Here is a 25,844-nt window from a genome sequence, read left to right on the forward strand (position 1 = left end):
CAGGCCTTTTTTGTGCGCTGAAAAAACCCCGTTTGCTTGGCCACAGCCGGATGACAGCGTGCGTCAGTTGGCTATCAGGAGTCCGATAATCGGAATGATCAGCAAGGTGCTGATGGCCATGGACAGGACATTACCGATGTAGGCATGCATGTAGGCCGGCACCCGCTGGGCAATGGCGCAGGCCAGGGGTGGCGCAATCAGTGCGCCCAGCAGTGCGCTCGCGGTGATCACCTGCCAGCTGCCGCCGTACGTCAGAACGGCCGCCGGTACGACTGACACCAACGGAACGTAGGTGGGATACCAGCCGCGCAATATCCATTGCTGACGCCAGATCACTACGCCTAACGCCGAGGTCAACGCTTGCGCGGCGATCAGTTGGGGCAGCAAGCCCGTGCCATACACCGGGCTTGTGGGGTTCAAGGTGTAAGCCATCAAGGCGCCCGCGATCAAACCGAGACTGGCCCATTCATTGCCAAAGAACGGCGCTTCCGAAAAGTCGGCCAACACCCGGCGCAGGCTCCACACGACACCATAATCGGGCGTTTTGGTGATGGCGGGTACGGGCACAGGGGAGGGCGGTTTCTTGGGTGGGTCGGATTTCACCAGGCTCGGCAGGTAACGACAGAGCAGAAAAGCGCCGACGCTGGCGACCGCCATGCCCGTGACATTGCCGATCACCGCCGGCAATCCGAGGGGGTTGCAGACGTAATTGACGATCAACAAGCACATCGGAGTGACGAACACGGCGCCCATGATTGCGCCATTGATTGTGACCTTCCAGCCGCCGCCAAACATCAGCACCATCGCCGCCGGCAACGAAACAAACGCCGCAAACGTCGGTTGCCAACTGGAGGCCGTGACCGTCCAGCCCCACAGCAGGTTGCTCAACAACAGCCCAAGCAACGAACTGGTCACCAGCCACGGCCATAATCCCGTCCCGTAGGAGATGGCAAAGCCTTGCCAGGCTTTTCCCGTTCGATTCGCCCAATAAGCCAGATAGGCGCCGGCCAACAGCCCTATTGAAGCGAACTCGTGTTTGTAGAACGCAACTTCGCTGATGTCGCCCAGTACCCAGCGCAACCAGGCACTGGGTTCGGGGAGACTCGAGACCATGTCACTGTAACTTGGCCAATGCGCTTCCCAGGCGGAACGGTAGGTGAATGAAAGCCAGACAATCAGCAGTGTCGTGCCGATCATCAGCAGGATGATCGCAAGATCCAGCGGCGACCTGCCGGCAAGCCGGTTTCTTTCGGTTGTGGTTTCCATCAGTCATGTCCCCTTATCAGCGCGGCAGACAAGGGTGTTGGGTGTAACCGAGCATTTGATCGTAGAGATCGGTGCGACGATCGCGATGCAGATCGTTCAGGCTGTTCCAGATCGGCGCACTGCGGGAGCTGGTCAGGTCAATATCGGCAAACAGGATTTCTTCCTGGTCCGCTGAAGCCACCGCGCCAATCGGCCAGCCATTGGTGCCGGCAATCAGTGAACAACCCAGGTAACGAGCCCCTCGCTCTTCGCCGATCCGGCTGGCGGCGGCGATGAACACGTTGTTTACGTGGGCAGCCGTCATGGTCAGGTACGACGCCATGCACTTGCCGGCGTCATCGAACAGCGGCGGAGGCGTCCACACCCAGTTGTTCAGGCTGCAAATGATGTCTGCGCCTTGCTGACTGAGGATTCGCGGCACTTCCGGGAACCAGATATCCCAGCAGATCAACAATCCGATACGGCCAATAGGCGTGTCGAAAACCGGAAAGCCCAAATCTCCCGGCGTGAACCACAGCTTCTCCAGGTTCCACAAATGGGCTTTGCGATACTTGCCGATAAAACCGTCAGGCCCGACCAGAACGCCGGTGTTGAACAGCCGCATGCCATCGCGCTCAGTCAAGCCAGCCACCAGGTAAACCTTGTACTGACGGGCGAAGTCCACCCAGATTTGCACACTTGGCCCGTCGGGAATCACCTCCGAATGGTCGAACGCGTCTTGCCGATTGCTGAAGAAATAACCTGTGCTGCAAAGCTCGGGCAGCACGATGAGATTCGCGCCGCCGTTTACCGCCTCCAGGGCCAACTCCAGACCATGACGCAGATTACCTGCACGTTTCTCTTTGCCGACTTGTGGATCGAATTGCACGACTGCTATACGAACAGGACTTGTTGGCTCGCTCATTTTCGATGACCTCTTTTTATTGTTATTCACGCTGTTTAGCTGCGTGTTTATGAGAGTTGAAATGGCGTTTTTGCGTAAGTCAGCGGCTTCCGTTTGAGCTGTAGTCCGTGTCCGAAGATCGCGCAGGGCAGGGCGCCCGAATGCTTCTGTCGGGGCGCAAGATGGCGTAATAGAGCGGTTGCGCAGAGACAGAACCAATGCGCAGGGCGCATTGGTTCTGGGAGATGGCGCCGGATGTCAGTTGCGGACGCGGTATTGCGGGTAGTCGCTCATGCAGAATCCGCCGTTGAATACCGCTGCGGTTTTATTGCAGATATGAATTACGGCATCCACGGCGCCGCGAAAGCAGGGCTCTGTCCAGCCGGCATCGACTGAAAACGATTCGCCGGAGAAATACAGACCGGACACAGGCGAGAAATCCCGGTTGTACTTCATCAGGCTCACCGCGTCGTAATAAGTGCCGGGCCTGTATAACTTTGCACAGCCCAAAGCGTTTCTGTCCGTCATCCAGCGTTGGACCACGGCCTGTTCAGTTTGAATGTAGGGAGAAATCTTCTGTTGGATATTGGCGGAATTCATCAGTATCCGGTCGAGTTCCTCTACGCACTTCGCCACCAGTTCCTGGTCGTTAAACAACGCCAGTTTGGTGGCGTCATCCTCCCATGTGTAACTTAATAATATGCAGTCGTATGGATAATTCTCGTTATAGCGATAGCTGTATACGTCATGAATGAAACTGTCGGTCACAATCGCTTGGGGGATTCGGGTTTGGCTTGAAAGGAATGATTTGTTTAAGGGGGCGTACACTTTGCAACTTGTTTCCCAGTGCGCTGTTTTGTAAGCGTTGATCATCGCGAATGGCAACATCTGCTGATTGAAGTTTTCGAGTCGGATACCTGTTTCAATCAGCCATGAAGGCAGGGTCATGATGACAGCGTCAAAGTCATCGAACAGTTCCTGCGATTGACAGGGCTGGCTGAATTTCCATGTGTAGTAGACGCGTACTTTTTGATCGTCCAGCTTCTTCAGTTTGTTGACGGATGAATCGGTGAAAAATCCGTCGCCTCTTTCAAGACAATGTTCGTAGAACGACGTGTGCGCGCTGTCGGTGTTCATGAACAGCAGGCATTCGTCCAGCGCCGCGAGGCCGATGTAGCGAGGGCTGTCGAAAGGCAGACCCTTCGCATCGAGAACAGCGTCGTTGTGCAAGTAAGGCGCGGGAAGCGGTTCGCCGCACGAATCGACCCGACCGTGAACCAGTTGCAGGCGACTGCTGAATCCGAAAATGGCGGTACGCAGTGGGTAGAGCGCGCACACGTCATAAAAAGCGCCCCAGCTACCATCGCCGATGCCAATCGAATAGAACAGGGTGGATTCGTACGAGGTCATTCCGACTCCGCCGAAATCTCCAGTTTTGTCCTTGCTCCAGGTTTCCAGCACCGGCATGCAGACCAGGTCGCGAAACGAAACACGCTCGTACCTGTCGACGATGGCCGCCCAGACGGCTTCCCACTCCTGTGTGGCGTAGATCAGCGCAATCTGGCGAGTCATCCTGGCGGCAAAGGCTTTCCACTTGGCATAAACCGTTTGCAGCGCCTCGTCGGGTGGAGGCGTCAAGCCGTCTTCATTTGTCCAGATCAACATGTGCGGATCCGCGCGACCACCCAGGCTGCCTTCCTGAAGATAAATGCCTGTCGAACTCACCCACTGACTTCCCGGATTGGGGAAGTCCGATAGCGCGAGGTCAAATGCCTTGGCGTAGTAAGCCATCAGCGATCGCCCCTCTTTGGGTGGCTCGTTTTCTCTATTGAAAAATGGCAGACGCATGGCGCCCATCTCGAAAGGTGTATGACTTTCTTTTGTTGGATGGCGGCCATGGACGGTCAGGTGCCTGCCGCCAATGCGTGTCGATTGTTCTATCAGTGTCACGTCGGTAAAACCGCAACGATAAAGTTCTCGGGCAGCAGTGAGTCCGGTAACGCCTGCGCCAATGATGCATATTTTATGGGTGGGATCAGTTGCTTTTGCTACGCCGTGTTCCTGTTCAATTAACGCTCGGTAGTCAAAGCATAAGTCCGGCGGATTTGGGAATCGGCCTGACCATTTATTTTTAGCCTGGAGGTTTTCGGTCTTGTCGTTAAATGAGAGAGGCTGGGAACTTGTTTCTGTGGTCATTGATGATCTTCCCTGAAGTGCAGTTCAGCTGGCGGGAAGAATATATTGGGGTTCTCGGTAAGCGGCTCGCAAGAGCACAAAGGACTTGTTCGGTACTCTGTATTCCGTTTTTCATGTAAGGGAAATAATCACGCGATCGTTATCTTTAAACACCGTTGGTGTTTGCAGTTTAATTCTGAAACAGGCGCCGCTTGGCAATTCCGTGGCGGCGCGTGTATCAACAGTTATGCTGCCTGTTGAAACTGCTGCCGATACTGGTTCGGCGACAGCTCGGTGTGCTGGCGGAACAAGCGCGCAAAGAAACTCGCATCGTCGTAACCGACTTCATAGCTGATGGTCTTGATGCTCTTGCGGCTGCCGGAGAGCAGACCCTTGGCGGTTTCGATGCGCAGTCGTTGCAGGTAATGCAGCGGCTTGTCGCCGGTGGCGGTCTGGAAGCGCCGCATGAAATTGCGGATGCTCATGCCGTGTTCGCGAGCCACGTCTTCGAAGCGGAATTTGTCGGCGAAGTGTTCTTCGAGCCAGTGCTGGATCTGCAGGATGATCACATCCTGGTGCAGCTTCTGGCCGCCGAAACCGATTCGTCCTGGCGAGTAGCTGCGCTGCACTTCATAAAGAATGTCCCGCGCCACGGCCTGGGACACGTTGGCGCCGCAGAAGCGTTCGATCAGGTAAATGTAAAGGTCGCAGGCCGAGGTGGTTCCGCCGGCGCAATACAGGTTGTCGGCGTCGGTCAGGTGCTTGTCCTGATTGAGCTGAACCCGCGGGAAGCGTTCGGCAAACGCATTGAAGAAGCGCCAGTAAGTGGTCGCTTCCTTGCCGTCGAGCAGCCCGGCCTCGGCCAGCCAGAACACCCCGGTAGCTTCGCCGCAGAGTACTGCGCCGCGAGCATGTTGCTGGCGCAGCCAAGGCAGGACCTGTGGATAACGTTGGCAAAGGGTATCGAAATCGTCCCAGAAGGCTGGAAGGACAATGATGTCCGCGTTTTCCAGGCCGCCGTCCACCGGCATGATTACATCGCTGAAGCTGTTCACCGGTTTGCCGTCGGGGCTGACCAGGCGGGTTTCGAACGCCGGCGTCAGGCCTTGGCCCAGTTGTTTGCCGTAACGCAGGCTGGCCAGGTGGAAGAAATCCTTGGCTTGCATGAGGGTGGAAGCGAAAACCCGGTCGATAGCCAGGATGCTGACGCGCCGCAAAGGCGTGGAGACTTGGTTAGACATAATTCAACTTTATTCTTATAGGGGAAAGTGGTCACCAGACGGCTGGATCGTCTTATTTTTTGTCTGATGTGTCCAGTGTCCTGTATCGGGTGCGGGGCATAGTCTCTGAAGGTCAATTCCGGCTAACAATAACGACAGGTGCCGCATGATCCCCAGAACCTTGTTCAGCTCCGAGCACGAACTTTTTCGCGACAGCGTGCGAACGTTCCTCGAAAAAGAGGCCGTGCCGTTCCATGGGCAATGGGAAAAACAAGGCTATATCGACCGCAAACTCTGGAACAAGGCAGGGGAGGCGGGGATGCTGTGTTCGCATCTGCCGGAAGAGTACGGCGGCCTGGGGGCGGACTTTCTCTACAGCACAGTGGTGATCGAAGAGATCGGTCGTCTCGGCCTGACCGGTATCGGTTTTTCCCTGCATTCGGACATCGTCGCGCCGTACATCCTGCATTACGGCAGTGAAGCGCTGAAACACAAATACCTGCCGAAACTGGTGTCTGGCGAGATGGTCACGGCGATTGCCATGACCGAGCCGGGTGCCGGTTCCGACCTGCAAGGGGTGAAAACCACCGCGGTGCTCGATGGCGACGAGTATGTGATCAACGGTTCGAAGACATTCATCACCAACGGCTTTCTCGCTGACCTGGTGATTGTCGTGGCCAAGACCGATCCGAAGGCTGGCGCGAAAGGCACCAGCCTGTTTCTGGTGGAAGCCAACACCCCAGGCTTCGCCAAGGGCAAGCGTCTGGAAAAAGTCGGCATGAAGGCTCAGGACACCTCGGAACTGTTCTTCCAGGACGTTCGGGTACCCAAGGAAAACCTGTTGGGGCAGGCCGGGATGGGCTTCGCGTACCTGATGCAGGAATTGCCTCAAGAGCGTCTTACCGTTGCCATCGGCGGGCTTGCTTCGGCTGAAGCTGCGCTGCAATGGACGCTGGATTACACCCGCGAGCGCAAGGCATTCGGCAAGGCGATCGCCGACTTCCAGAACACCCGCTTCAAACTGGCGGAGATGGCGACCGAGATTCAGATCGGTCGGGTCTTCGTCGATCGCTGTCTGGAACTGCACCTGCAAGGCAAGCTCGACGTGCCAACCGCGGCGATGGCCAAGTACTGGGGCACTGACCTGCAATGCAAGGTGCTCGACGAGTGCGTGCAGTTGCATGGCGGTTACGGTTTCATGTGGGAATACCCGATCGCCCGGGCGTGGGCGGATGCGCGGGTGCAGCGAATTTATGCGGGGACCAATGAAATCATGAAGGAGATTATTGCGCGGTCGCTTTGATTTTGCTGTGACTGGGTTGACGCCTTCGCGAGCAAGCCCGCTCCCACATTCGACCGTATTCTTCCAGTAGAACTCGATTAAATGTGGGAGCGGGCTTGCTCGCGAATGGGTCTATGAATCAATCAAGGTGCAGGATTCGGGTGATCCTTGTGAATCGCCTCGATCCCTTCCAGTACCTCTTCCGACAATTTCAGATCAAAACTGGCGATGTTGCTCTCCAGTTGCTCCATCGTCGTCGCGCCAATGATGTTGCTGGTCACAAATGGCTGCTGAGTGACAAACGCCAACGCCATTTGCGCCGGATCCAGGCCGTGTTCACGCGCCAGTGCCACATAACGACTGCACGCGGCTTCCGACTGCGGGTTGAAATAGCGGCTGAAGCGGCTGTAGAGGCTCAGGCGGCCTTTGGGCGGACGCGCGCCACCTTCGTACTTGCCCGACAGGAAACCGAACGCCAGCGGCGAATAGGCGAGCAGGCCGCACTGTTCGCGGATGGCGATTTCTGCCAGTCCGACTTCGAAGCTGCGGTTGAGCAGGTTGTACGGGTTCTGGATCGACACGGCGCGCGGCCAGCCACGGGCTTCGGCCAGGGCGAGGAAGCGCATGGTGCCCCACGGAGTTTCGTTGGACAGGCCGATGTGGCGGATCTTGCCGGCCTTGACCTGTTCGTCCAGCGCTTCGAGGGTGTCCTCCAGAGGCGTGAGGTTGGCTTCGGTCTGGTGTTTGTAACCGAGCTGACCAAAGAAATTGGTGCTGCGCTCCGGCCAATGCAGCTGGTAGAGGTCGATGTAGTCGGTCTGCAAGCGCTTGAGGCTGGCGTCCACGGCTTCGGTGATGTGCTGGCGGTTGTGTCGCAGGTTTTTGTCGCGGATGTAGTCGATGGTGTTGCCGGGGCCGGCGATCTTGCTCGCGAGGATCCAGTCAGCGCGATCACCGCGGCTTTTGAAGTAATTGCCGATGTAGCGCTCGGTGGTGGCGTAGGTTTCGGCCTTGGGCGGCACCGGGTACATCTCGGCGGTATCGATGAAATTGATCCCGGCACTCTTGGCCCGTTCAATCTGGGCGAAGGCTTCAGCCTCGCTGTTTTGCTCGCCCCAGGTCATGGTTCCGAGGCAGATGGCGCTCACGTTCAGATTGGTTCGGCCTAGCTGGCGATAGTCCATCGGGTGCTCCTTGGGCAAAACAATCATAAAAGCAGGTTGAATTATTTTTCGCAATCTGCATAATTGCGCACCTCTTTCTGCAGTGGAAGTGATGCGCCGCCGCCGAAGAATCTTGCCGTTGAACGGACGCGCCGACCCGAGCCCCCGAAAGCGTCTGTATCCGGCTGCCTTTGACTTGTCAAAGTACGCACTATTCAGTAAGATCCGCCGTCTAATTTACAGGGCGGCCCCTGAGGCTATAAAGAATGAAAACTTTTACTGCTAAACCGGAAACAGTACAGCGCGACTGGTTTGTCGTCGACGCTGCAGGTCAGACCCTGGGTCGTCTGGCCACCGAAATCGCGAGCCGTCTGCGTGGCAAGCATAAAGCTGAGTACACTCCTCACGTTGACACCGGCGATTACATCGTCGTTATCAATGCCGAGCAGATTCGTGTAACCGGTGCTAAAACCACCGACAAAATCTACTACTCCCACTCCGGTTTCCCGGGCGGCATCAAGTCGATCAACTTCGAAAAGCTGATCGCTAAAGCCCCTGAGCGCGTGATCGAGACCGCGGTTAAAGGCATGCTGCCTAAGAACCCACTGGGTCGCGACATGTATCGTAAGCTGAAAGTCTATGCGGGCGCTGTACACCCTCATACTGCTCAGCAGCCCCAAGAACTGAAGTTTTAACGGAATAGTTCATTATGTCGGCGACTCAAAATTACGGCACTGGCCGTCGCAAGACCGCAACCGCACGCGTTTTCCTGCGTCCGGGTACTGGTAACATCTCCATCAACAACCGCACCCTGGAAAATTTCTTCGGCCGCGAAACTGCCCGCATGGTAGTTCGTCAGCCGCTGGAACTGACTGAGACTGTCGAGAAATTCGACATCTACGTCACCGTGATCGGTGGTGGTGTAAGTGGTCAAGCTGGCGCAATCCGCCACGGTATCACTCGCGCACTGATGCAGTACGACGAAACCCTGCGTGGCGCTCTGCGCAAAGCTGGCTTCGTTACTCGCGATGCACGTGAAGTTGAACGTAAGAAAGTTGGTCTGCGTAAAGCGCGTAAGCGTCCGCAGTACTCGAAGCGTTAATTCGCTTTTACGTTCAAAAAGAACGCCCAGTTTCCTCGCGAAGCTGGGCGTTTTTTTATGGGCGCGATTTATCAAAGAATTGCTCTGTGACAACTTGCCACAGCCGTAGAAGCCCTATACTGCAAGGCTTGGCAGTGGAGCCCCTCGGTAATTACCTTGTCAGAATTGGGGCTTTTCATTACCATTCGGCAAAATTTTTATAAGTTCAGATTTTTACTTAGTAGACGCCTGATTTAACAGGCCACAAAGCTGATGGGAGAGGACTGAATGAGCAATGACGGCGTGAATGCAGGCCGGCGTCGCTTCTTGGTAGCAGCCACATCCGTGGTGGGTGCTGCAGGAGCGGTGGGGGCTGCGGTCCCGTTCGTGGGGTCATGGTTTCCCAGTGCCAAGGCGAAAGCCGCAGGTGCACCGGTGAAGGTGAATGTCAGCAAAATCGAGCCAGGTCAGCAGATGATTGCTGAGTGGCGCGGTCAGCCGGTGTTCATTGTCCGCCGTACCGAGGAAATCCTGGGGAATCTGAAAAAGATCGAGGGCCAGTTGTCTGACCCGACCTCCAAGAACTCGACACAACCGACCTACGTCGATCCAGAAACGCGGTCGATCAAGCCAGAGGTTCTGCTGCTGATCGGTATCTGCACGCACCTGGGTTGCTCGCCGACCTTCCGTCCAGAAGTGGCACCTGCGGATCTGGGCAAGGACTGGGTAGGTGGTTATTTCTGCCCTTGCCACGGTTCCCACTACGATCTGGCTGGCCGCGTCTACAAGTCGCAACCTGCGCCTTTGAACCTGCCAGTTCCCCCGCATTCCTATGAGACCGATGACATCATTGTCATTGGCGTCGATACGGAGAAAGCGTGATGAGCAAGTTCATGGATTGGGTTGATGCGCGCTTTCCCGCGACCAAAATGTGGGAAGACCATCTCAGCAAGTACTACGCCCCGAAGAACTTCAACTTCTTCTATTTCTTTGGTTCCCTCGCACTGCTCGTTCTGGTCAACCAGATCGTTACCGGTGTCTGGCTGACCATGAGCTACACCCCGTCGGCGGAAGAGGCATTTGCTTCCGTCGAATACATCATGCGCGACGTCGAGTACGGCTCGATCCTGCGTCTGCTGCACTCCACCGGCGCCTCGGCGTTCTTCATCGTGGTCTATCTGCACATGTTCCGTGGCTTGCTCTACGGTTCGTACCAGAAGCCGCGTGAGCTGGTGTGGGTCTTCGGTATGCTGATCTATCTGGCGCTGATGGCTGAAGCCTTCATGGGTTACCTGCTGCCGTGGGGGCAGATGTCCTACTGGGGTGCCCAGGTGATCATCTCGCTGTTCGGTGCGATCCCGGTCATCGGCAACGATCTGACTCAGTGGATCCGTGGTGACTACCTGATTTCCGGTATCACTCTGAACCGCTTCTTCGCCCTGCACGTTGTGGCCTTGCCGATCGTGATCCTCGGTCTGGTGGTGCTGCACGTTCTGGCGCTGCACGAAGTCGGTTCGAACAACCCGGACGGCGTGGACATCAAGAAATTCAAAGACGAAAACGGCGTACCGCTGGACGGCATTGCTTTCCACCCGTACTACACCGTGAAAGATATCGTCGGCGTGGTGGTGTTCCTGTTCATCTTCTGCTCGATCGTGTTCTTCTTCCCGGAAATGGGCGGCTACTTCCTCGAGAAGCCGAACTTTGAAGTGGCGAACGCCTTCAAGACACCAGAGCACATCGCTCCGGTCTGGTACTTCACACCGTTCTACGCGATTCTGCGGGCGATTCCGGACAAGCTCCTGGGCGTTATCGCCATGGGTGCGGCCATCGCTGTGCTGTTTGTCCTGCCATGGCTCGATCGTAGTCCGGTCAAGTCGATGCGCTACAAAGGGTGGATGAGCAAGATCTGGCTCTGGGTGTTCTGCATCTCGTTCGTGATCCTGGGCGTGCTGGGCGTACTGGCCCCAACCCCTGAGCGGACGTTGCTGTCGCAGGTATGTACCTTCCTGTACTTCGCCTACTTCATTCTGATGCCGTTCTACACCAGGCTCGAGAAGACCAAACCGGTTCCGGAAAGGGTGACTGGCTGATGAAAAAGCTATTTGCTGTACTGATTCTTGCTGTTTTGCCTGTGCTGTCCTTCGCGGCCGAACACGGTGGTCCTGAGCTCGAAAAGGTCGACATCGACGTTTCCGACAAGGCTGCCATGCAGGATGGCGCGCGTACATTCGCCAACTACTGCATGGGCTGTCACAGCGCCAAGTTCCAGCGTTACGAGCGTGTCGCCGATGACTTGGGCATTCCGCACGACCTGATGCTCTCGAAGCTGGTGTTCACCGGCGCCAAGATTGGCGACCACATGAGCATCGGCATGCAGCCGGCTGACGCCAAGACCTGGTTCGGTGCGGCGCCGCCCGACCTGACCCTGGTCGCCCGCGTTCGTGGAACTGACTGGCTCTACGGTTACCTGAAGTCTTTCTACGAAGACCCATCGCGTCCTTGGGGCGTGAACAACAAGGTGTTCCCGAACGTCGGGATGCCTAACGTTCTGGTCGGCCTGCAGGGTCGTCAGGTGGTAGGCTGTAAACAAGTTCAAATCGTCGAAGGCGGCAAGAAGCAATACGATCCGCTGACGGGCACGGCTTTGACTCATGAAGCCTGCGACCAGCTGACCGTACTGCCGAAAACCGGCACGCTGAACGAAGAGCAGTTCGACGAGAAGGTCAAGAATCTGGTGACCTTCCTGGCCTACTCGGCCAACCCGGTGAAGCTGCAGCATCAGCGCATCGGTACCTATGTGTTGCTGTACCTGGCGTTCTTCTTCGTATTCGCATACTTGCTCAAGCGTGAATACTGGAAAGACGTCCATTGATATTGCTGTAAAATTGCTGTCAATCGCGCGCGCCCAAGGGCGTCTCTGAAGGTGTAACGAGCCTGGTGATCCAGGCGTTACGGGAGGCGCCCTCTGGGCGCGCGCGTTTTTCCGTTTCCGATAATTTCAACAAGCGAGGAGGACCGCCATGGGCGTGACCAATCGGTTGGCCTGTTACTCCGACCCCGCCGACCACTATTCCCACCGAGTGCGTATCGTACTTGCAGAGAAGGGTGTCAGCGCCGAGATCATTTACGTGGAGGCTGGTCGCCAGCCGCCTAAACTGATTGAAGTGAACCCTTACGGCAGCTTGCCCACCCTGGTCGATCGTGACCTGGCGTTGTGGGAGTCGACCGTGGTGATGGAATATCTGGATGAGCGTTACCCGCACCCGCCTTTACTGCCGGTTTATCCAGTGGCGCGTGCCAACAGCCGTCTGCTGATTCATCGTATTCAGCGTGACTGGTGTGGTCTGGTGGATCTGATCCTGGATTCCCGGTCCAAGGAAGCAGCCCGTGTCGTGGCTCGTAAAGAGCTGCGCGAAAGCCTGACCGGCGTGTCGCCGTTGTTCGCCGACAAGCCGTTTTTCCTCAGTGAGGAACAAAGTCTGGTGGATTGCTGCCTATTGCCAATACTCTGGCGATTGCCGATTCTGGGTATTGAACTGCCGCGGCCTGCCAAGCCGCTGCTTGATTACATGGAGCGCTCGTTTGCGCGTGAGGCTTTCCAGGCGAGTCTGTCTGGTGTCGAACGCGATATGCGCTAAGGCTTAAGGAGCCGCTATGAACTCCAGTCGACCTTATCTGGTCCGCGCGCTCTATGAGTGGATTGTGGACAACGATTGCACCCCGCACATGCTGGTCAATTCCGAGTATCCGTCGGTGCAGGTGCCTCAGGGTTTTGCCAGTGACGGACAGATTGTCCTGAACGTATCGCCGGCAGCCGTGCGTCATCTGCACATGGACAACGAAGCGGTCAGCTTCGAAGGGCGCTTCGGTGGCGTGCCGCACACCCTGTACGTGCCTATCGCATCGATCCTGGGTATTTACGCCCGGGAGAACGGTCAGGGCATGGTGTTCGATCTGGAATCGCCTATGGAAGACGAGGAAGAGATCGAGCCGGATGACGATATTCCGCCACCCGACAGCGAGCCGCCGCGTCCCAGCGGTCGACCGAGTTTGAAGGTGGTGAAGTAATAAAAAAGGCGATCCGCAAGGATCGCCTTTTTTGTGCCTGCGTGTTGCGTGTCAGTCGATGTATTCAAACAACTTCACAATCTTCTGCACCCCGGAAACGCCTTGCACCAGGTTGGTGGCTTGGGCAGCTTCCTGCTTGGTCAGCAGGCCCAGCAGGTAGACGATGCCGTTCTCGGTGACAACCTTGATGCGCGAGCCCGGAATGTTCGGATCGGTGAGCATCTGGGTCTTGATCTTGGAGGTCAGCCAGGTGTCGTTCTGGCGGGCAAGGAATCCGGAAGGTGGCAAGATTTGCAGTTCGTTGTGGACTGTCTTCACCCGCTGAACAGCCGCAGCGGCCTGTTCGGCCTTGGCCTTGAGGTCGGCGCGCGGGGTTTGCCCGGCGAGCAGCACGACACCGTTGAAGCTGGTGACGACGATGTGCGAGTCGTTATCCAGGGCTGGATCGGCCTTGGCGATGTTCACGCCGACCTTGGTGTCGATCAGAGAGTCGTCGATCTTGCTGCCGAAGGTGCGGGTGCCGCGGTCATCTTCAATCGGTGCTTCACGGCTGGCGTTAACCACCGAGGTGCAGCCGCTGATGCCGAGGCACAGGGTCAAGGCCAGAAGGCCTAGGCGATTAGGGGTCATTCTTCACTCCCGAACAGTTGGCTGTCGATCAAATCGCAAAGGCAATGGATCGCCAGCAGGTGGACTTCCTGAATACGTGCGGTGACGTTGGCCGGTACGCGAATCTCGACGTCCTCGGGCAATAGCAGCGACGCCATGCCGCCGCCATCGCGACCGGTCAATGCTACGACAATCATTTCGCGATCATGTGCGGCCTGGATCGCTTGAATAATGTTTGCCGAGTTGCCGCTGGTGGAAATCGCCAGCAATACGTCACCCGGCTGGCCGAGGGCGCGGATCTGTTTGGAGAAGATTTCGTTGTAGCTGTAGTCGTTGGCGATCGAGGTGATCGTCGAGCTGTCGGTGGTCAGCGCAATCGCTGGCAGGCTCGGACGCTCGCGCTCGAAACGGTTGAGCAGCTCGGACGAGAAGTGCTGGGCATCACCGGCAGAGCCGCCGTTGCCGCAGGACAGCATTTTGCCTTCGTTGAGCAGGGCGTTGACCATCACTTGGCTGGCTTGCTCGATGTGCGGTGCAAGTACGTCCATCGCCATTTGCTTGGTATCGATACTGGCCTGAAAAAGCTGGCGAATTCGGGATTGCATGTCCATCTGTGTGACCTTAATTAGCGCGGCTACTCGGCACATGAATGTGCAGCCCGCAAAGCAAAGAGCAAAAGTGTTGGGTGAAAGTGTCCGGTTCGGGGCGCACGCGATCAGCTGTCGAAGGCATTCTGCAACCAGTTCAACTGATCGAGGTTGCTGTCGATGGCAACCACGTCGAAACGGCAAGGGGAATTGGCCCAGCGCGACTCGCGCTGAAGAAAATACTGCGCGGCAAATATCAGCTTCTGCCGTTTGCGCTCATCAATGCTATCGAGCGCGCCACCCCATTGAGTGTTTTTTCTATAGCGGACTTCTACGAATACTACTGTATCGCCATCAAGCATGACCAGATCAAGCTCACCGCGTTTACACAACCAGTTCTGCGCCAGCAGGCGCAGACCTTGTTGTTGAAGATGCTCGAGCGCATGGCGCTCGGCATCTTTACCGCTTTGCTGGCGTGATCTGTCGGGCATCAGCGCGGGGTGTCCGGCAGGCGTTGAACCTGGCCGCTGACGAACTGTGCCCACGGCAACTGGCGGACCACACGTTGGTTCTGAGTCATGCCCAGGCTGCCCGATTGACCTTCGATGCGGCTGTCCGGCAGAGCCTTGAGTTGACCCAGGCGTGGTGCCAGGCGATAGGCATCAACACCCATCGCGTACAGACGACCCAGGCTGCCAGCAGCCTGTGGCCATTGTGCAGTGACCTGTTTGCGCAGTGGATCATTGGCCTCCAGCAACCATGGGGTTTCGCAGAAGCGAATGCCGTTCATGTCGTTGTACTGATTTACATCGCCGCTGGCGCTGAACACGTGGGAGGTGGCATAAACCGGCACGTCGCCGGCGTACTGGAAGTTCAGGGTCGGCTTGATCTGCTGGGCTTGCTGAGGCGTTGCGGCCAGGAAGATGAACTCGATGTCCTGGCGACGCGAAGGCTGCGCAGCTACCTGCCCGCCAACGGTGCTTTGCAGGCTCTTGGCACGACCTTCGCTCTGACGCAGCTGGAACATGTCGGCAATTTGCTGGGCCAGTTGAACCGGTTGGTCGACGCGTTCGGTGGCGACGATGCTGCCACCGTTAGCCTGCCAATCCTGGCTGAACGCTCTCAACACGCGATCGCCCCATTCGCCTTTCGGCACCATGATGGCTGCGCGATGCAGGCCATCGGCGCGAGCGCGGCGGGACACTTCGCGGGCTTCGTCTTCAGCCGCAAGACCGAACTGGAACAGTTGGGCCGGACCTTGTGCGCCTTCGCTGTAATTCAGCGCCAGGGTGGTGATCGGCAGTTGCGGGCGAGCGCTGAGCTGTTTGACCAGCGGTTTCTCCAGCGGGCCGACCACCAGTTGCACGCCGTCGGCCTGAGCCTTGCGATAGAACTCATCAAGGGACGTCAGGCGCGAGCTGTCATAGAACTCGATGGCTGGCGGCTTCTGCCCGGCTTGTTGGGCCTGGTAGTGAGCAGCCATGAAACCTTCGCGCAGTGCTTTGCCGACCGACGCCAGCGGGCCGTCCTGTGGCAGCAGCAGGGCGATTTTGCTCAGGGGCTGGCTGGCCAGTTCCTTGAGCTTGGTCAGTGGCAGCGGCAATTGAATGGCGGCCGGGTGCTTTGGATTCTGTGCGCGCCAGTTGTCGATTGCGGCTTGCTGCTGTTCCAGGGTGCCGGCAGTTTTCACAGCCAGCGCCAGGCCCATCCAGCCGCCGAGGTCGTCGGTAGTGGTTGGCTGCAACTGGTCGGTCGGCAGCGAGGCGATCAGGGTCCAGATAGCTTCGTGGTTTTTGCTCGCGGCTTCACCTTCAAGCATTGGCGCGATGAAGATGCGCTCCCGTGCGGCGGCCAGCGTCTGGCCATCGGCTTCAAGGGCGCGGGCATGGACGGTGCCGGTGCGAACCTGTTGCTCGACCGGCAGTTCACTCAGGCGTTGCAGGCTCGGATGACTCAAGGCTGTCAGCGCCGCTTTGGGCTGATTGCGAACCATGGCCAGTTCAGCCGCCAGGGTACTGGCGAAAACCTGTTGGCCAGGCTTGAGTGTTTCGACGGGGACTTGTTGCAGGATTTGCGCGGACTGGCCGGCATTCCCCTGACGATAGGCCAGGTCTGCTGCGCTCAGGCGCAACAGGGAGGCTTTTTCCGGGTCTTTGCTTTGAGCTGCCTGTGCGAGCAATTGCTCGATACTGGCATCCGGGGTCCGAGGAAGTTCGCCAAGGCTGGAGGAGGGCGAGCTGGCGCAAGCCGCCAGCAAGGCAGCGAGGCAGAGGGCAGTGAGCAGCCGCAGGCAAGCGATCATGTAAGTGTTCCTGATACTCGATCAAATTAGCGTGGAATTGTACCCAAGCACTGGCCGGGGCGCGATGTTACTGGTGTGAATCGATCAATTTAGCTCGTGCAAATGTTGCAGCACTGCACAAAAGGCTGCAAAACCGAGGGTTGCTTGCGCGTATCGCGAACCTCACGACGCGCTACAATGGCGGTTTTTACCGATCATGAGGTGTGCGCTTTGACTGCTCCAGGTGCTTTGAATTCCGCTGCTGGCTCGCTTTATGTGGTGGCGACGCCCATCGGCAACCTGGACGACATCAGCGCGCGTGCGCTGAAAATCCTGCGCGAGGTCGCCCTGATCGCCGCCGAAGACACCCGTCACTCACAGCGATTGATGCAGCATTTCGGCATTCCTACACCGCTGGCAGCTTGCCATGAACACAATGAGCGGGATGAAGGTAGCCGCTTTATCACACGCTTGCTCGCCGGCGACGATGTGGCGCTGATTTCCGATGCGGGCACGCCGTTGATTTCCGATCCGGGTTATCACCTCGTGCGTCAGGCTCGTGCTGCGGGTATCAATGTGGTGCCGGTTCCGGGCGCCTGCGCGTTGATCGCAGCGTTGTCGGCGGCGGGGTTGCCGTCGGACCGTTTCATCTTCGAAGGCTTTCTGCCGGCCAAGGCTGTCGGTCGGCGCGCTCGACTTGAACTGGTAAAAGAAGAGCCGCGCACGCTGATCTTTTATGAAGCCCCACACCGGATCCTTGAGTGCCTTCAAGACATGGAGTTGGTGTTTGGTGGTGAGCGTCCAGCGTTGCTGGCGCGCGAGCTGACCAAGACTTTCGAAACCCTTAAAGGCTTGCCGCTGGCCGAGTTGCGCGAGTTCGTCGAGTCAGACAGCAATCAGCAGCGCGGTGAGTGCGTGGTGTTGGTGGCGGGTTGGTCTGCCCCCGAGACCGAAGACGCCGTCAGCAGTGAAGCGATGCGCATTCTGAATCTGTTGCTTGAAGAAATGCCGCTCAAGCGAGCCGCGGCGTTGGCGGCGCAAATTACCGGCGAGCGCAAGAATGTGCTCTATCAGGTCGCGCTGGATAAACAGAAGGGCGAGTAAAAACCGACGTGCAGGCGTGGCCCAAGGCGTTTAGCGCTTGTCCTTCGGCCGCTCTGCCGTTAATCTTCGCGGCGGAGAGTCGATCGGACAGTCGCTGCCCTCTATGAAAATTAGGGGGGGGAGGAAAGTCCGGGCTCCATAGGGCGAAGTGCCAGGTAATGCCTGGGAGGCGTGAGCCTACGGAAAGTGCCACAGAAAATAACCGCCTAAGCGCTTCGGCGCCGGTAAGGGTGAAAAGGTGCGGTAAGAGCGCACCGCACGTCTGGCAACAGTTCGTGGCTAGGTAAACCCCACTTGGAGCAAGACCAAATAGGGTCCCAAGGCGTGGCCCGCGCTGGGACCGGGTAGGTTGCTAAAGATGTCCAGTGATGGCCATCGTAGACGAATGACTGTTCAAGACAGAACCCGGCTTACAGATCGACTCTCCACCTTTTTCCCCTCCCTGCTTTAATCATTGAGCAGGGCGCCTGTAGTAGCAATTTCCCTCCTTACAGAATCAACAGCAGAAGCACTTTCGTAATACCAAAAAAATCTTACTCTTAACAAACTACTTTAACTTTCGAGCGCAGCCTTCAGTGCTGGTTCAAGTTATTGAACAGGATGACACGTCAGATTCTCGCTACCCCTCCTTTTGCGCTCCTAAATCTCAGTTCTGTAAGGCTTTTCCTTTAATCCGCGCCTTGACGGTGCGGTGGCCGCATTCCTATAGTGTGCGCAAGTGGCGGAAAGTGGCATGAAGTGGGTTTTTTGAGCTCAAAACGCTAATATTTGGAGAAGCGCTGACGTGTTTCGCGGAGCTAACGCTATCAGTCTCGACGCAAAGGGCCGTCTCGCTATGCCGAGCCGGTACCGTGACGAGCTCGTTTCGCGTAGTTCCGGTCAGTTAATCGTCACAATTGATGCCGTTGATCCGTGTTTGTGTGTTTACCCCCTCGATGAGTGGGAAATTATTGAAACCAAACTGCGCGCACTGCCTTCGCTTCGCGAAGAGAACCGCCGCCTGCAACGTTTACTGATTGGTAATGCCGTCGACCTTGAGCTCGATGGCAGTGGTCGTTTTCTGGTTCCGCCGCGTCTTCGTGAATATGCCAGGTTGGATAAGCGCGCGATGTTGGTAGGCCAACTGAACAAGTTCCAATTGTGGGACGAGGATGCCTGGGATGCGGTTTCTGCCGCAGACCTGGCTGCTATTCAACAACCGGGCTCTATGCCTGATGAACTGCGTGATTTGATCCTGTGACTATTGATAGCGGCTTTAACCACATCACCGTACTGCTTGACGAAGCCGTGGAGGCTCTCGCCGTACGCCCTGATGGCTGCTATCTGGACGGTACGTTCGGGCGCGGCGGACACAGCCGGTTGATCCTCAGCCAGCTCGGTCCCGAGGGGCGGGTGCTCGGATTCGATAAAGATCCTCAAGCGATTGCCACCGGGCAAACGCTAGCGGCCGAAGACGGCCGCTTTGTCGTTGTGCAGCGCAGCTTTGCCGAGCTCGGTTCGGAAGTCGCCGAACGTGGCCTGGACGGCAAGGTCAGCGGCGTTTTGCTCGACCTCGGCGTGTCCTCGCCGCAGCTCGACGATCCTGAGCGCGGCTTCAGTTTCCTCAATGATGGCCCGCTGGACATGCGCATGGACCCGTCCCGCGGGATCAGCGCTGCCGAATTCGTCAACACCGCCCCGGTGGAAGAAATCGCCCGGGTGTTCAAGCAATACGGCGAAGAACGTTTCTCCGGCCGCATGGCCCGTGCCGTGGCCGAGCGTCGTGACATCAAGCCGTTCGAGCGCACTGCCGATCTGGCTGAAGTCCTGAAAGTCGCCAACCCGGCATGGGAAAAGGGCAAAAACCCGGCGACCCGTGCGTTCCAGGGCTTGCGTATTCACGTCAACAACGAACTGGGTGATCTGGAAGCCGGCCTCGAAGCCGCGCTGGAATGCCTGGAAGTCGGCGGCCGTCTGGTTGTCATCAGCTTCCACTCGCTGGAAGACCGCATCGTCAAACTGTTCATGCGCAAACTGGTGAAAGGCGAAGCCGACAATCTGCCGCGTAACCTGCCGGTACGTCACGTCGCCTTCGAACCAATAATCAAAATCCATGGCAAAGCGCAGTCCGCCTCCGAGGCCGAACTCAAAGCCAACCCACGTTCCCGTAGCGCCGTCATGCGCGTCGCGGAGAAGCTGCGGTGAGCAAGCTTTTCGCCAAGCCACTTCCCGGCGGAAGCTTTTTCATGTTTCTGCTGTTTATTGGCGTGCTCGTGTCGGCCATCGGCGTTTCCTACAGCGCCCACTGGAACCGTCAACTGCTGAATTCGCTGTACAACGAGTTGAGCGTGCGCGACAAGGCGCAAGCGGAGTGGGGCCGCTTGATTCTCGAACAGAGCACCTGGACCGCCCACAGCCGTATCGAAGTCCTGGCGACCGAGCAACTGAAGATGCGCATTCCTGGCGCCGCTGAAGTGCAGATGGTGGCGCCATGATGAAACTCGAGGGCGCACTCTTTCCATGGCGGTTCCGCCTGGTGGTGGGTTTGCTCGGCGTCATGGTCGCGGCGATTGCCTGGCGCATTATCGATCTGCAAGTAGTCGACCGTGCCTTTCTAAAAGGTCAGGGCGATGCGCGCAGCGTTCGTCATATCCCGATTCCGGCTCACCGTGGTCTGATCACCGACCGTAACGGCGAGCCTTTGGCCGTGAGTACTCCAGTCACCACCCTTTGGGCCAATGCCAAGGAAATGCAAACGGCCAAAGAAAAGTGGCCTGCGCTGGCGGCTGCCTTGGGGCAGGACCCGAAAGCCCTGGCCGAACGTCTCGAGGCCCAGGCCAACAAAGAATTCATTTATCTGGTGCGCGGGCTGACCCCCGAGCAGGGCCAGTCTGTGCTCGATCTGAAAGTGCCGGGCGTTTATGGCATTGAAGAGTTCCGGCGTTTCTACCCGGCCGGTGAAGTCACTGCCCATATGGTCGGTTTTACCGACATCGATGACCACGGTCGTGAAGGCGTCGAGCTGGCCTACGACGAATGGCTGGCCGGGGTCCCCGGCAAGCGACAGGTGATCAAGGATCGGCGTGGCCGACTTATCAAGGATGTTCAGGTCACCAAAAACGCCAAGGCCGGAAAGCCCTTGGCGTTGTCCATTGACCTGCGTCTGCAATACCTCGCCAACCGTGAATTGCGTAACGCGATCATCGAGAACGGCGCCAAGGCCGGCAGTCTGGTGATCATGGACGTGAAGAGCGGCGAGATCCTCGCCATGGTCAACCAGCCGACCTACAACCCGAACAACCGTCGCAACCTGCAACCGGCGATGATGCGTAACCGCGCGATGATCGACGTGTTCGAACCGGGTTCGACCATGAAAGCGATTTCCATGAGCGCCGCGATTGAAACCGGGCGCTGGAAGCCAACCGATACCGTCGAGGTGTACCCGGGCACTTTGCAGATTGGTAAATACACCATCAAGGACGTATCCAAGAGCGAAGGTCCGGTGCTCGACCTGACTGGCATCCTGATCAACTCCAGTAACGTCGGCATGAGTAAGGTCGCGTTCGATATCGGCGGCGAAACGATTTTCCGTCTGGCGCAAAAAGTCGGCCTCGGTCAGGACACCGGCCTGGGCTTCCCGGGCGAGCGCGTCGGCAACCTGCCGAACTACCGCGAATGGCGCAAGGCTGAAACCGCCACGCTGTCTTACGGCTACGGTATCTCGGTGACCGCGATCCAGTTGGTCCACGCCTTCTCGGCCCTGGCCAACAATGGTCGCCTCGCGCCGCTGACCCTGATCAAAACCGACAAGGCGCCGCAAACCACACAGGTATTGCCGGAAGCTGTCGCGAAAACCATGCAAACCATGCTGCAACAAGTGATCGAAGCCCCGCGCGGTGTATTCCGTGCGCAAGTGCCGGCGTATCACGTGGGCGGCAAGTCGGGTACCGCACGTAAAACGTCGGTCGGCACCAAAGGCTACGCCGAGAATTCCTACCGCTCGCTGTTCGCCGGCTTCGGCCCAATGAACGATCCGCGCTACGCCATCGTGGTGGTGATCGATGAGCCGACCAAGGCCGGTTACTTCGGTGGTCTGGTATCGGCCCCGGTGTTCAGCAAAGTGATGTCCGGGACCTTGCGTCTGATGAACATCACCCCGGACAACCTGCCACCCACTCAACAAGCGAACGCAACACCAGTCGTTCCGCTGAAAGCCAATGGAGGGCGCGGCTGATGTCTCTGAGTCTGAACAAGATTTTCGCCCATGCCGGCCGCGATCTGTTGATCCGCGAACTGACCCTGGACAGCCGCAACGTGCGGGCTGGCGATCTGTTTCTCGCCGTCCCTGGCGGCAAGTTCGACGGTCGCGCGCACATTGCCGATGCCCTGCAACGCGGTGCTGCCGCTGTGGCGTATGAAGTCGAAGGCGCGACCGTATTGCCGATTACCGATGTTCCACTGATTCCGGTCAAAGGCCTGGCGGCGCAGCTGTCGGACATCGCCGGGCGTTTTTACGGTGACCCTAGTCGTCACCTGAACCTGATCGGCGTGACCGGCACTAACGGCAAAACCAGCGTGACGCAGTTAGTTGCGCAAGCATTGGACTTGCTCGGCCAGCACTGCGGCATCGTCGGCACGTTGGGCACCGGTTTTTACGGCACGCTCGAAAGCGGCTTGCACACCACGCCGAACCCGATCGCCGTGCAGGCAACCCTCGCTGACCTGAAAAAGGCCGGTGCCAAAGCCGTCGCCATGGAAGTTTCTTCCCACGGTCTGGATCAGGGCCGCGTGACCGCACTGGCGTTCGATGTGGCGGTGATGACCAACCTGTCCCGCGATCACCTGGATTACCACGGCACCATGCAAGCCTACGGCGAAGCCAAGGCCAAGCTGTTTGCCTGGAACGATTTGAAGTGCCGGGTGGTTAACCTCGACGACGCATTCGGCCGCCAACTGGCAGCCGATAAACGCGAGTCGCGATTGATCACCTACAGCCTGGAAGATGCCAGCGCCTACCTTTATTGCCGTGAAGCGCAGTTCGATGACGAAGGTGTGCGCGCCACGTTGGTCACGCCGCAGGGTGAGCATCATCTGCGCAGCACCTTGCTCGGTCGTTTCAACCTGAGCAACGTGTTGGCCGCGGTCGGCGCCTTGCTCGGTCTGGACTATGCGCTGGACGAAATACTCAACGTGCTGCCGAAACTCGAAGGCCCGGCCGGACGCATGCAGCGCCTCGGCGGCGGTACTCAGCCGCTGGTCGTGGTCGATTACGCCCACACGCCGGATGCGCTGGAAAAAGTCTTGATGGCCCTGCGTCCTCACGCCAAAGGCCGTTTGCTGTGCCTGTTCGGTTGCGGTGGTGATCGCGATCGCGGCAAACGTCCGCTAATGGCTGAAGTGGTCGAGCGTCTGGCTGACGGCGTGCTGGTGACCGATGACAACCCGCGCACCGAAGACCCGGCAGTGATTTTCGACGACATCCGCGCCGGTTTTACCGCTGTGGATAAAGTCACCTTCGTCGCTGGCCGTGGCCAGGCGATTGCGCAATTGATCGCCAGCGCTTCGGCGGATGACGTGATTGTCCTGGCCGGTAAAGGTCACGAGGACTATCAGGAAATCAACGGCCAGCGTCACGCTTTCTCCGATCTGGTCGAGGCCGATCACGCCTTGACCGCGTGGGAGGTGGCCCATGCTTAAAGCCTTGAAACTGAGCGAACTGACCGGCGCGCTGAATGCTCGCCTGGTCACTGCCGATGCCAGCTTCGACGGCGTCAGCATCGACAGCCGCGCGATCAAGCCAGGCCAGCTCTTTATCGCCCTGACCGGCCCGCGCTTCGATGGTCATGACTATCTCAATGACGTCGCCGCAAAAGGCGCCGTTGCAGCGCTGGTCGAACGCGAAGTCGCCGACAGCGCACTGCCGCAATTGCTGGTGAAAGATACTCGTCAGGCGCTGGGGCAACTCGGCGCGTTGAACCGTGCGGCTTACACCCATCCCGTTGCGGCCATCACCGGTTCCAGCGGCAAGACCACGGTCAAGGAAATGCTCGCCAGCATCCTGCGCACGCGCGGTCCGGTGTTGGCGACCCGTGGCAACCTGAACAATGATCTCGGCGTTCCGCTGACCCTGCTCGAGCTCGCACCGGAACATACCGCTGCGGTGATCGAACTGGGTGCTTCGCGTCTCGGCGAAATCGCCTACACCGTAGGTATGACCAAGCCTCATGTGGCCGTGCTCAACAACGCCGGGACCGCCCACGTCGGCGAGTTCGGCGGGCCGGAAAAAATCGTTGAAGCCAAGGGCGAGATTATTGAAGGGCTCGATGCCGATGGCGTCGCCGTTCTCAATCTTGACGACAAAGCGTTCGACATCTGGAAGACCCGCGCTGCCGGTCGCAAAGTGCTGACCTTCGCCCTGAGCAATGTCAGTGCCGATTTCTACGGCAGCGATCTGGACCGCGACGCTCGCGGTTGCCCGGCGTTCAACCTGCACACTCCTGAAGGTATGGAGCGCGTTCAACTGAACCTGCTCGGCACCCATAACGTCGCCAATGCCATGGCCGCCGCCGCCGCTGCCCACGCGCTGGGCGTGTCGCTGTTCGGCATCGCCACCGGCCTCGGCGCGGTGCAGCCGGTCAAGGGCCGCACCGTCGCGCAACTGGCCACCAATGGCATGCGCGTAATCGATGACACATACAACGCGAACCCCACCTCCATGTGCGCCGCCGTTGATATACTCGCCGGCTTTTCCGGCCGCACCGTTCTGGTGCTCGGAGATATCGGCGAGTTGGGCGATTGGGCGGAGCAGGGGCACCGCGATGTGGGCGAGTACGCCCGCGGCAAGGTTTCCGCGCTTTACGCTGTCGGGCCAATGATGGCTCACGCCGTGAACGCTTTCGGCGAGCAGGCTTATCACTTTGCCACTCAGGCTGAGCTGATCAAGGCCTTGGGCGCCGAGCAAGACACAAACACCACCATTTTGATCAAGGGCTCGCGCAGCGCTGCGATGGAAAACATCGTCGCCGCTTTGTGCGGGACCAGCCTGGAGAAACATTAATGCTGCTGCTGCTAGCGGAGTATCTGCAACAGTTCTACAAAGGCTTCGCGGTCTTTCAGTACCTGACCCTGCGCGGGATTCTCGGTGTGCTGACCGCGCTGGTTTTGTCGCTGTGCTATGGCCCGTGGATGATCCGCACTTTACAGAACCGTCAGATCGGTCAATCCGTTCGTAACGACGGTCCACAATCGCACCTGTCCAAGTCCGGCACCCCGACCATGGGTGGTGCGCTGATTCTGTCATCCATCGGCGTCAGCACGTTGCTTTGGGCTGACCTGACCAACCGTTATGTCTGGACTGTGTTGCTGGTGACTTTGCTGTTCGGCGCCATCGGCTGGGTCGACGACTACCGCAAAGTGATCGAGAAGAACTCCCGTGGCTTGCCGAGCCGCTGGAAGTACTTCTGGCAATCGGTGTTCGGCCTGGGCGCGGCGATCTTCCTTTATATGACCGCAGCGACGCCGGTGGAAACCACCCTGATCCTGCCGATGCTCAAGGACCACAGCATTCCGCTGGGCATAGGTTTCATTGTCCTGACTTACTTCGTGATTGTCGGGTCGAGCAACGCGGTCAACCTGACCGACGGCCTCGACGGTCTGGCGATCATGCCTACCGTAATGGTCGGCGGCGGGTTGGGGATCTTCTGCTACCTGTCGGGTAACGTGAAATTCGCTGAATACCTGCTGATCCCGTATGTACCGGGCGCAGGCGAGTTGATCGTTTTCTGCGGCGCCTTGATCGGCGCGGGCCTCGGGTTCCTCTGGTTCAACACGTATCCGGCTCAGGTGTTCATGGGCGACGTCGGCGCACTGGCGCTGGGCGCGGCACTGGGCACCATCGCGGTGATCGTCCGTCAGGAAATCGTCCTGTTCATCATGGGCGGCGTGTTCGTGATGGAGACCCTGTCAGTCGTCATTCAGGTCGCGTCCTTTAAGCTCACCGGTCGCCGTGTGTTCCGCATGGCACCGATTCACCACCACTTTGAACTCAAGGGCTGGCCCGAGCCACGCGTGATCGTCCGTTTCTGGATCATCACCGTGATTCTCGTGCTGGTTGGCCTTGCCACCCTGAAGCTGAGGTAGAACG

General features: G+C 58.1%; 25 protein-coding genes and 1 other RNA gene. 17 read left to right on the forward strand and 9 right to left on the reverse strand.

Annotation, left to right across the window (positions count from 1 at the left end; translation table 11 throughout):
* Positions 1–63: 63 nt before the first annotated feature.
* From KGB23_RS01815 to KGB23_RS01830, 4 genes are all read right to left on the reverse strand, one after another.
* Complete coding sequence (locus KGB23_RS01815; RefSeq protein ID WP_223429663.1) at positions 64–1,266, reverse strand: hypothetical protein; 1,203 nt, start codon at positions 1,264–1,266, stop codon at positions 64–66.
* Between the two features lie 16 nt (positions 1,267–1,282).
* A complete protein-coding gene (locus KGB23_RS01820; RefSeq protein WP_223429664.1) occupies positions 1,283–2,170 on the reverse strand; it encodes a nitrilase family protein in 888 nt (295 codons plus the stop codon).
* 237 nt (positions 2,171–2,407) lie between these two features.
* Positions 2,408–4,345 (reverse strand): flavin monoamine oxidase family protein, encoded by a 1,938-nt coding sequence (locus tag KGB23_RS01825; RefSeq protein ID WP_223429665.1) that lies wholly within the window; start codon positions 4,343–4,345, stop codon positions 2,408–2,410.
* A 224-nt stretch (positions 4,346–4,569) separates the two neighbouring features.
* Positions 4,570–5,466: a GlxA family transcriptional regulator gene (locus tag KGB23_RS01830; protein ID WP_173860460.1), complete on the reverse strand. Its 897-nt coding sequence runs from the start codon at positions 5,464–5,466 to the stop codon at positions 4,570–4,572.
* 244 nt (positions 5,467–5,710) lie between these two features.
* On the opposite strand from KGB23_RS01830, the gene KGB23_RS01835 reads away from it, so the two are divergent.
* Positions 5,711–6,847, forward strand: coding sequence for an acyl-CoA dehydrogenase family protein (locus tag KGB23_RS01835; protein ID WP_046048264.1), 1,137 nt, complete (start codon positions 5,711–5,713; stop codon positions 6,845–6,847).
* 122 nt (positions 6,848–6,969) lie between these two features.
* Here the strand turns inward: KGB23_RS01835 and KGB23_RS01840 are convergent, their stop codons facing one another.
* A complete protein-coding gene (locus KGB23_RS01840) occupies positions 6,970–8,010 on the reverse strand; it encodes an NADP(H)-dependent aldo-keto reductase (protein WP_046048263.1) in 1,041 nt (346 codons plus the stop codon).
* Between the two features lie 245 nt (positions 8,011–8,255).
* Between KGB23_RS01840 and rplM the strand changes: the two genes are divergently transcribed.
* From rplM to KGB23_RS01875, 7 genes are all read left to right on the forward strand, one after another.
* Positions 8,256–8,684, forward strand: coding sequence for a 50S ribosomal protein L13 (gene rplM / locus KGB23_RS01845; RefSeq protein ID WP_007905295.1), 429 nt, complete (start codon positions 8,256–8,258; stop codon positions 8,682–8,684).
* A gap of 14 nt (positions 8,685–8,698) precedes the next feature.
* On the forward strand, positions 8,699–9,091 hold the full coding sequence (rpsI, locus tag KGB23_RS01850; protein ID WP_003216038.1) for a 30S ribosomal protein S9: 393 nt from the start codon (positions 8,699–8,701) through the stop codon (positions 9,089–9,091).
* Between the two features lie 267 nt (positions 9,092–9,358).
* On the forward strand, positions 9,359–9,952 hold the full coding sequence (petA, locus tag KGB23_RS01855) for a ubiquinol-cytochrome c reductase iron-sulfur subunit (RefSeq protein ID WP_007905300.1): 594 nt from the start codon (positions 9,359–9,361) through the stop codon (positions 9,950–9,952).
* Positions 9,952–11,163, forward strand: a complete 1,212-nt coding sequence (locus KGB23_RS01860; protein ID WP_223429666.1) for a cytochrome b — start codon at positions 9,952–9,954, stop codon at positions 11,161–11,163. The genes petA and KGB23_RS01860 overlap by 1 nt, the downstream gene beginning before the upstream one ends.
* Positions 11,163–11,945: a cytochrome c1 gene (locus tag KGB23_RS01865; RefSeq protein WP_223429667.1), complete on the forward strand. Its 783-nt coding sequence runs from the start codon at positions 11,163–11,165 to the stop codon at positions 11,943–11,945. Before KGB23_RS01860 ends, KGB23_RS01865 begins: the two co-directional genes overlap by 1 nt.
* Positions 11,946–12,093: 148 nt before the next feature.
* On the forward strand, positions 12,094–12,711 hold the full coding sequence (locus tag KGB23_RS01870; protein ID WP_008155978.1) for a glutathione S-transferase N-terminal domain-containing protein: 618 nt from the start codon (positions 12,094–12,096) through the stop codon (positions 12,709–12,711).
* Between the two features lie 16 nt (positions 12,712–12,727).
* Positions 12,728–13,141 (forward strand): ClpXP protease specificity-enhancing factor, encoded by a 414-nt coding sequence (locus KGB23_RS01875; RefSeq protein ID WP_008155980.1) that lies wholly within the window; start codon positions 12,728–12,730, stop codon positions 13,139–13,141.
* A 51-nt stretch (positions 13,142–13,192) separates the two neighbouring features.
* Here the strand turns inward: KGB23_RS01875 and KGB23_RS01880 are convergent, their stop codons facing one another.
* From KGB23_RS01880 to KGB23_RS01895, 4 genes are all read right to left on the reverse strand, one after another.
* The gene (locus KGB23_RS01880) at positions 13,193–13,771 is read right to left on the reverse strand and encodes a BON domain-containing protein (protein ID WP_056853208.1); all 579 of its coding nucleotides are present in this window, start codon (positions 13,769–13,771) and stop codon (positions 13,193–13,195) included.
* Entirely contained in the window at positions 13,768–14,361 is a 594-nt protein-coding gene (locus KGB23_RS01885; RefSeq protein ID WP_008025961.1) for a phosphoheptose isomerase, read from the reverse strand. Before KGB23_RS01885 ends, KGB23_RS01880 begins: the two co-directional genes overlap by 4 nt.
* Before the next feature lie 104 nt (positions 14,362–14,465).
* Positions 14,466–14,828: a YraN family protein gene (locus tag KGB23_RS01890; RefSeq protein ID WP_019582357.1), complete on the reverse strand. Its 363-nt coding sequence runs from the start codon at positions 14,826–14,828 to the stop codon at positions 14,466–14,468.
* Positions 14,828–16,639 (reverse strand): penicillin-binding protein activator, encoded by a 1,812-nt coding sequence (locus KGB23_RS01895; protein ID WP_150659108.1) that lies wholly within the window; start codon positions 16,637–16,639, stop codon positions 14,828–14,830. Before KGB23_RS01895 ends, KGB23_RS01890 begins: the two co-directional genes overlap by 1 nt.
* A 177-nt stretch (positions 16,640–16,816) precedes the next feature.
* Here KGB23_RS01895 and rsmI point away from each other — a divergent pair, with 177 nt between their 5' ends.
* From rsmI to mraY, 9 genes are all read left to right on the forward strand, one after another.
* The gene (gene rsmI / locus KGB23_RS01900; protein WP_223429668.1) at positions 16,817–17,722 is read left to right on the forward strand and encodes a 16S rRNA (cytidine(1402)-2'-O)-methyltransferase; all 906 of its coding nucleotides are present in this window, start codon (positions 16,817–16,819) and stop codon (positions 17,720–17,722) included.
* 75 nt (positions 17,723–17,797) lie between these two features.
* An RNA gene (rnpB, locus tag KGB23_RS01905) (RNase P RNA component class A) lies at positions 17,798–18,151 on the forward strand.
* A 355-nt stretch (positions 18,152–18,506) separates the two neighbouring features.
* A complete protein-coding gene (gene mraZ / locus KGB23_RS01910; RefSeq protein ID WP_064675969.1) occupies positions 18,507–18,962 on the forward strand; it encodes a division/cell wall cluster transcriptional repressor MraZ in 456 nt (151 codons plus the stop codon).
* On the forward strand, positions 18,959–19,906 hold the full coding sequence (gene rsmH, locus KGB23_RS01915) for a 16S rRNA (cytosine(1402)-N(4))-methyltransferase RsmH (RefSeq protein WP_411741480.1): 948 nt from the start codon (positions 18,959–18,961) through the stop codon (positions 19,904–19,906). Before mraZ ends, rsmH begins: the two co-directional genes overlap by 4 nt.
* Entirely contained in the window at positions 19,903–20,196 is a 294-nt protein-coding gene (gene ftsL / locus KGB23_RS01920; RefSeq protein ID WP_033053422.1) for a cell division protein FtsL, read from the forward strand. Before rsmH ends, ftsL begins: the two co-directional genes overlap by 4 nt.
* Positions 20,196–21,935, forward strand: a complete 1,740-nt coding sequence (locus KGB23_RS01925) for a peptidoglycan D,D-transpeptidase FtsI family protein (RefSeq protein ID WP_191623629.1) — start codon at positions 20,196–20,198, stop codon at positions 21,933–21,935. The genes ftsL and KGB23_RS01925 overlap by 1 nt, the downstream gene beginning before the upstream one ends.
* On the forward strand, positions 21,935–23,398 hold the full coding sequence (locus KGB23_RS01930; protein ID WP_223429669.1) for a UDP-N-acetylmuramoyl-L-alanyl-D-glutamate--2,6-diaminopimelate ligase: 1,464 nt from the start codon (positions 21,935–21,937) through the stop codon (positions 23,396–23,398). Before KGB23_RS01925 ends, KGB23_RS01930 begins: the two co-directional genes overlap by 1 nt.
* Entirely contained in the window at positions 23,391–24,758 is a 1,368-nt protein-coding gene (locus tag KGB23_RS01935) for a UDP-N-acetylmuramoyl-tripeptide--D-alanyl-D-alanine ligase (protein WP_223429670.1), read from the forward strand. Before KGB23_RS01930 ends, KGB23_RS01935 begins: the two co-directional genes overlap by 8 nt.
* Entirely contained in the window at positions 24,758–25,840 is a 1,083-nt protein-coding gene (mraY, locus tag KGB23_RS01940) for a phospho-N-acetylmuramoyl-pentapeptide-transferase (protein WP_223429671.1), read from the forward strand. Before KGB23_RS01935 ends, mraY begins: the two co-directional genes overlap by 1 nt.
* Positions 25,841–25,844: the final 4 nt, after the last annotated feature.

This window comes from Pseudomonas sp. GL-B-26, assembly GCF_019947405.1.
Lineage (GTDB): Bacteria > Pseudomonadota > Gammaproteobacteria > Pseudomonadales > Pseudomonadaceae > Aquipseudomonas.

Bases quoted from the DNA above. Each gene is read 5' to 3' on its own strand.
- KGB23_RS01870 (WP_008155978.1), top strand. From the start codon at position 12,094: ATGGGCGTGACCAATCGGTTGGCCTGTTACTCCGACCCCGCCGACCAC.
- KGB23_RS01840 (WP_046048263.1), bottom strand. From the start codon at position 8,010: ATGGACTATCGCCAGCTAGGCCGAACCAATCTGAACGTGAGCGCCATC.
- petA (WP_007905300.1), top strand. From the start codon at position 9,359: ATGAGCAATGACGGCGTGAATGCAGGCCGGCGTCGCTTCTTGGTAGCA.
- mraY (WP_223429671.1), top strand. From the start codon at position 24,758: ATGCTGCTGCTGCTAGCGGAGTATCTGCAACAGTTCTACAAAGGCTTC.
- KGB23_RS01875 (WP_008155980.1), top strand. From the start codon at position 12,728: ATGAACTCCAGTCGACCTTATCTGGTCCGCGCGCTCTATGAGTGGATT.
- KGB23_RS01815 (WP_223429663.1), bottom strand. From the start codon at position 1,266: ATGGAAACCACAACCGAAAGAAACCGGCTTGCCGGCAGGTCGCCGCTG.
- rpsI (WP_003216038.1), top strand. From the start codon at position 8,699: ATGTCGGCGACTCAAAATTACGGCACTGGCCGTCGCAAGACCGCAACC.
- rsmI (WP_223429668.1), top strand. From the start codon at position 16,817: ATGGCGGTTTTTACCGATCATGAGGTGTGCGCTTTGACTGCTCCAGGT.
- KGB23_RS01825 (WP_223429665.1), bottom strand. From the start codon at position 4,345: ATGACCACAGAAACAAGTTCCCAGCCTCTCTCATTTAACGACAAGACC.
- KGB23_RS01865 (WP_223429667.1), top strand. From the start codon at position 11,163: ATGAAAAAGCTATTTGCTGTACTGATTCTTGCTGTTTTGCCTGTGCTG.
- KGB23_RS01930 (WP_223429669.1), top strand. From the start codon at position 21,935: ATGTCTCTGAGTCTGAACAAGATTTTCGCCCATGCCGGCCGCGATCTG.
- KGB23_RS01935 (WP_223429670.1), top strand. From the start codon at position 23,391: ATGCTTAAAGCCTTGAAACTGAGCGAACTGACCGGCGCGCTGAATGCT.
- rplM (WP_007905295.1), top strand. From the start codon at position 8,256: ATGAAAACTTTTACTGCTAAACCGGAAACAGTACAGCGCGACTGGTTT.
- KGB23_RS01885 (WP_008025961.1), bottom strand. From the start codon at position 14,361: ATGGACATGCAATCCCGAATTCGCCAGCTTTTTCAGGCCAGTATCGAT.
- KGB23_RS01890 (WP_019582357.1), bottom strand. From the start codon at position 14,828: ATGCCCGACAGATCACGCCAGCAAAGCGGTAAAGATGCCGAGCGCCAT.
- KGB23_RS01835 (WP_046048264.1), top strand. From the start codon at position 5,711: ATGATCCCCAGAACCTTGTTCAGCTCCGAGCACGAACTTTTTCGCGAC.
- KGB23_RS01895 (WP_150659108.1), bottom strand. From the start codon at position 16,639: ATGATCGCTTGCCTGCGGCTGCTCACTGCCCTCTGCCTCGCTGCCTTG.
- KGB23_RS01925 (WP_191623629.1), top strand. From the start codon at position 20,196: ATGAAACTCGAGGGCGCACTCTTTCCATGGCGGTTCCGCCTGGTGGTG.
- KGB23_RS01860 (WP_223429666.1), top strand. From the start codon at position 9,952: ATGAGCAAGTTCATGGATTGGGTTGATGCGCGCTTTCCCGCGACCAAA.
- KGB23_RS01820 (WP_223429664.1), bottom strand. From the start codon at position 2,170: ATGAGCGAGCCAACAAGTCCTGTTCGTATAGCAGTCGTGCAATTCGAT.
- KGB23_RS01880 (WP_056853208.1), bottom strand. From the start codon at position 13,771: ATGACCCCTAATCGCCTAGGCCTTCTGGCCTTGACCCTGTGCCTCGGC.